Raw genomic sequence first — 5,553 nt, 5'->3', positions numbered from 1 at the left:
AGTGCGTCTGGTCCTTGAGAACTCAACAGCGTGCACATTGTCAATGCCAATTTATTGATTGACCTCGTGCCTGGTCGGCTTGCTGACTGGGTCATGAAGCAATTCCTTTTGGATTGAAGATTGTCAGTAGACAGTCAACAGTCAGAATCAACTCGGTCTGATGCCTTCGGGTGTTGGGTCTGTATTTTTTTACGGAGAGTTTGATCCTGGCTCAGGACGAACGCTGGCGGCGTGCTTAACACATGCAAGTCGAACGATGATGCCCAGCTTGCTGGGTGGATTAGTGGCGAACGGGTGAGTAACACGTGAGTAACCTGCCCCTGACTCTGGGATAAGCGTTGGAAACGACGTCTAATACTGGATATGATCACTGGCCGCATGGTCTGGTGGTGGAAAGATTTTTTGGTTGGGGATGGACTCGCGGCCTATCAGCTTGTTGGTGAGGTAATGGCTCACCAAGGCGACGACGGGTAGCCGGCCTGAGAGGGTGACCGGCCACACTGGGACTGAGACACGGCCCAGACTCCTACGGGAGGCAGCAGTGGGGAATATTGCACAATGGGCGAAAGCCTGATGCAGCAACGCCGCGTGAGGGATGACGGCCTTCGGGTTGTAAACCTCTTTTAGTAGGGAAGAAGCGAAAGTGACGGTACCTGCAGAAAAAGCACCGGCTAACTACGTGCCAGCAGCCGCGGTAATACGTAGGGTGCAAGCGTTGTCCGGAATTATTGGGCGTAAAGAGCTCGTAGGCGGTTTGTCGCGTCTGCTGTGAAATCCCGAGGCTCAACCTCGGGCTTGCAGTGGGTACGGGCAGACTAGAGTGCGGTAGGGGAGATTGGAATTCCTGGTGTAGCGGTGGAATGCGCAGATATCAGGAGGAACACCGATGGCGAAGGCAGATCTCTGGGCCGTAACTGACGCTGAGGAGCGAAAGCATGGGGAGCGAACAGGATTAGATACCCTGGTAGTCCATGCCGTAAACGTTGGGCGCTAGATGTAGGGACCTTTCCACGGTTTCTGTGTCGTAGCTAACGCATTAAGCGCCCCGCCTGGGGAGTACGGCCGCAAGGCTAAAACTCAAAGGAATTGACGGGGGCCCGCACAAGCGGCGGAGCATGCGGATTAATTCGATGCAACGCGAAGAACCTTACCAAGGCTTGACATACACCGGAAACGGCCAGAGATGGTCGCCCCCTTGTGGTCGGTGTACAGGTGGTGCATGGTTGTCGTCAGCTCGTGTCGTGAGATGTTGGGTTAAGTCCCGCAACGAGCGCAACCCTCGTTCTATGTTGCCAGCGGGTTATGCCGGGGACTCATAGGAGACTGCCGGGGTCAACTCGGAGGAAGGTGGGGATGACGTCAAATCATCATGCCCCTTATGTCTTGGGCTTCACGCATGCTACAATGGCCGGTACAAAGGGCTGCGATACCGTAAGGTGGAGCGAATCCCAAAAAGCCGGTCTCAGTTCGGATTGAGGTCTGCAACTCGACCTCATGAAGTCGGAGTCGCTAGTAATCGCAGATCAGCAACGCTGCGGTGAATACGTTCCCGGGCCTTGTACACACCGCCCGTCAAGTCATGAAAGTCGGTAACACCCGAAGCCGGTGGCCTAACCCTTGTGGAAGGAGCCGTCGAAGGTGGGATCGGTGATTAGGACTAAGTCGTAACAAGGTAGCCGTACCGGAAGGTGCGGCTGGATCACCTCCTTTCTAAGGAGCATCTGGTCAGTGCTGGTCGCCCATTGTGGGTGGTTGGTTGCTGGTCCAGGCGCCTGTTTCGGACCGAACGTGTCCGACGGGTAGCTCATGGGTGGAACATTGACAGTGCAGTTGGGAGTGATGCTTCCGACCTCAGTACGCTCTGCTTGCAGGGTTGGGACGGGTCGGGGGTGGAGCGCTCAGCTGGTGCACGTTGTTGGGTCCTGAGGGACCAGGCTTCCTGCTGCTACGTGAGTGGTGGTGGGGGTTGGGCCTACGGGTCCTTCGTCGGGCCAGTGTGATCCTGCTGTTGTGGTGGGGGAGTGCTGGTGCCGATCGTATGTTGAGAACTACACAGTGGACGCGAGCATCTTTGATTCGCGTCATCCATGATCAGCCTTTGGGTTGTTGAGTGGTGACGTTGGATCGCAATTTTAATCTTTGTGGTCAAGTTTCTAAGAGCAAACGGTGGATGCCTTGGCATCTGGAGCCGATGAAGGACGTAGAAATCTGCGATAAGCCTCGGGGAGCTGATAATCGAGCTGTGATCCGAGGATTTCCGAATGGGGAAACCCCGCCAGGCGTTTTGCGACCTGGTGACTCCCGCCTGAATATATAGGGCGGGTAGAGGGAACGTGGGGAAGTGAAACATCTCAGTACCCACAGGAAGAGAAAACAACATGTGATTCCGTGAGTAGTGGCGAGCGAAAGCGGATGAGGCTAAACCGATCATGTGTGATAGCCGGCGGGCGTTGCATGGTCGGGGTTGTGGGACACGTCACTCAGTTCTGCCGGACTGGGGCGGTTACAGCGCATCATAGTCGAACCGGTTTGAAAGCCGGGCCGTAGTGGGTGCCAGCCCCGTAGACGAAATGGTGTTATGGCCGGATGTGTATCCCAAGTAGCACGGGGCCCGAGAAATCCCGTGTGAATCTGTCAGGACCACCTGATAAGCCTAAATACTCCCAGATGACCGATAGCGGACAAGTACCGTGAGGGAAAGGTGAAAAGTACCCCGGGAGGGGAGTGAAATAGTACCTGAAACCGTTTGCTTACAAACCGTCGGAGCCTCCTTAGTAGGGGTGACGGCGTGCCTTTTGAAGAATGAGCCTGCGAGTTAGTGATATGTGGCGAGGTTAACCCGTGAGGGGCAGCCGTAGCGAAAGCGAGTCTGAATAGGGCGTTTGAGTCGCATGTTCTAGACCCGAAGCGAAGTGATCTATCCATGGCCAGGTTGAAGCGACGGTAAGACGTCGTGGAGGACCGAACCCACTTCAGTTGAAAATGGAGGGGATGAGCTGTGGATAGGGGTGAAAGGCCAATCAAACTTCGTGATAGCTGGTTCTCTCCGAAATGCATTTAGGTGCAGCGTTGCGTGTTTCTCGCCGGAGGTAGAGCTACTGGATGGCCGATGGGCCTCAACAGGTTACTGACGTCAGCCAAACTCCGAATGCCGGTGAGTGAGAGCGCAGCAGTGAGACGGTGGGGGATAAGCTTCATCGTCGAGAGGGAAACAACCCAGACTACCAACTAAGGTCCCTAAGCGTGTGCTAAGTGGGAAAGGATGTGGAGTTGCACAGACAACCAGGAGGTTGGCTTAGAAGCAGCCACCCTTGAAAGAGTGCGTAATAGCTCACTGGTCAAGTGATTCCGCGCCGACAATGTAACGGGGCTCAAGCACACCACCGAAGTTGTAGATTTCGCACTATAGACAAGCCTTCGTGGTTCAGTCGTGCGGAGTGGTAGGAGAGCGTCGTGTGGCGAGTGAAGCGGCGGAGTGATCCAGCCGTGGACGCTACACGAGTGAGAATGCAGGCATGAGTAGCGAAAGACGGGTGAGAAACCCGTCCTCCGAAAGACCAAGGGTTCCAGGGCCAGGTTAATCCGCCCTGGGTAAGTCGGGACCTAAGGCGAGGCCGACAGGCGTAGTCGATGGACAACGGGTTGATATTCCCGTACCGGCGAACAACCGCCCAAGCTAATCCAGTGGTGCTAAGAGTCCTAACCCGGTACAACCGGATCCCTTCGGGGTGATGGTGGCCGGTCTAACGCTCGACCCCATGCTGGTGCGGTTAGCGTATGAACAGGTGTGACGCAGGAAGGTAGCTGAGCCAGGCGATGGTATCCGTAAGGTGAACCTGGTGTAAGGATGTAGGGCTGACGATAGGCAAATCCGTCGTCTGTGTGCCTGAGATCCGACGCGTACCCGTAAGGGGAAATCAGTGATCCTATGCTGCCGAGAAAAGCATCGACGCGAGGTTGCAGCCGCCCGTACCCGAAACCGACTCAGGTGGTCAGGTAGAGAATACCAAGGAGATCGAGAGAATCGTGGTTAAGGAACTCGGCAAAATGCCCCCGTAACTTCGGGAGAAGGGGGGCCGGACACGTGACCGGATTTACTCCGTGAGCGTTGAAGGCCGCAGAGACCAGTGGGAAGCGACTGTTTACTAAAAACACAGGTCCGTGCGAAGTCGCAAGACGATGTATACGGACTGACGCCTGCCCGGTGCTGGAAGGTTAAGAGGAAGGGTTAGCCTTTGGGCGAAGCTCTGAATTTAAGCCCCAGTAAACGGCGGTGGTAACTATAACCATCCTAAGGTAGCGAAATTCCTTGTCGGGTAAGTTCCGACCTGCACGAATGGCGTAACGACTTCCCAGCTGTCTCAACCGCGAACTCGGCGAAATTGCACTACGAGTAAAGATGCTCGTTACGCGCAGCAGGACGGAAAGACCCCGTGACCTTTACTACAGTTTGGTATTGGTGTTCGGAGTGGCTTGTGTAGGATAGGTGGGAGACTGTGAAGCGGGCACGCTAGTGTTCGTGGAGTCATTGTTGAAATACCACTCTGGTCACTTTGGATGTCTAACGTAGGACCCTGATCGGGTTCATGGACAGTGCCTGATGGGTAGTTTAACTGGGGCGGTTGCCTCCCAAAGAGTAACGGAGGCGCCCAAAGGTTCCCTCAACCTGGTTGGCAATCAGGTGGCGAGTGTAAGTGCACAAGGGAGCTTGACTGTGAGACTGACAGGTCGAGCAGGGACGAAAGTCGGGACTAGTGATCCGGCAGTGGCTTGTGGAAGCGCTGTCGCTCAACGGATAAAAGGTACCTCGGGGATAACAGGCTGATCTTGCCCAAGAGTCCATATCGACGGCATGGTTTGGCACCTCGATGTCGGCTCGTCGCATCCTGGGGCTGGAGTAGGTCCCAAGGGTTGGGCTGTTCGCCCATTAAAGCGGTACGCGAGCTGGGTTTAGAACGTCGTGAGACAGTTCGGTCCCTATCCGCTGCGCGCGTTGGAAATTTGAGAAGATCTATCCCTAGTACGAGAGGACCGGGATGGACGAACCTCTGGTGTGTCAGTTGTTCTGCCAAGGGCACCGCTGATTAGCTACGTTCGGACCGGATAACCGCTGAAAGCATCTAAGCGGGAAGCCGTCTTCGAGATGAGATTTCCATGCACCTTGAGTGTGAGAGGCTCCCAGCAGACTACTGGGTTGATAGGCCGGATGTGGAAGCGGGGACTAACGACCCGTGGAGCTGACCGGTACTAATAAGCCGAAGACTTGATAACACACTGATTTCCGTGCACTTGTTGCACGGGCTCGCGTCCACTTTGTGGTTCCCGACAGACGATCGGGAATCGAAACTGAATACACCGCTCTGCCCTCTTCACGGAAGGCAGTAGTCGGGACAGCTTTGAGACCAATGTATGATCTGGTCGAGAGTGTTCCGGTGGTCATAGCGAGAGGGAAACGCCCGGTCACATTCCGAACCCGGAAGCTAAGCCTCTCAGCGCCGATGGTACTGCAAGGGGGACCTTGTGGGAGAGTAGGACGCCGCCGGACTTAACGTA

General features: G+C 55.4%; 3 rRNA genes. All 3 read left to right on the top strand.

What is annotated here, in order from left to right:
- Window positions 1–188: 188 nt before the first annotated feature.
- The 3 genes from ITJ50_RS17195 to rrf all read left to right on the top strand — a co-directional run bounded on the left by ITJ50_RS17195 (window position 189) and on the right by rrf (window position 5,545).
- A 16S ribosomal RNA gene (locus ITJ50_RS17195) occupies window positions 189–1,710 on the top strand.
- Window positions 1,711–2,143: 433 nt separating this feature from the next.
- A 23S ribosomal RNA gene (locus tag ITJ50_RS17190) occupies window positions 2,144–5,271 on the top strand.
- Between the two features lie 157 nt (window positions 5,272–5,428).
- Window positions 5,429–5,545, top strand: a 5S ribosomal RNA gene (rrf, locus tag ITJ50_RS17185).
- Together the 16S, 23S and 5S rRNA genes form the textbook arrangement of a ribosomal RNA operon.
- Window positions 5,546–5,553: the final 8 nt, after the last annotated feature.

Origin of the sequence: Curtobacterium sp. VKM Ac-2889 (assembly GCF_015350855.1) — a bacterium.
GTDB classification, from domain to species: Bacteria; Actinomycetota; Actinomycetes; order Actinomycetales; family Microbacteriaceae; genus Curtobacterium; species Curtobacterium poinsettiae.
The sequence above is the reverse complement of the archived record's forward strand: the minus strand, read 5'-3'. Positions and strand labels throughout refer to the sequence as shown.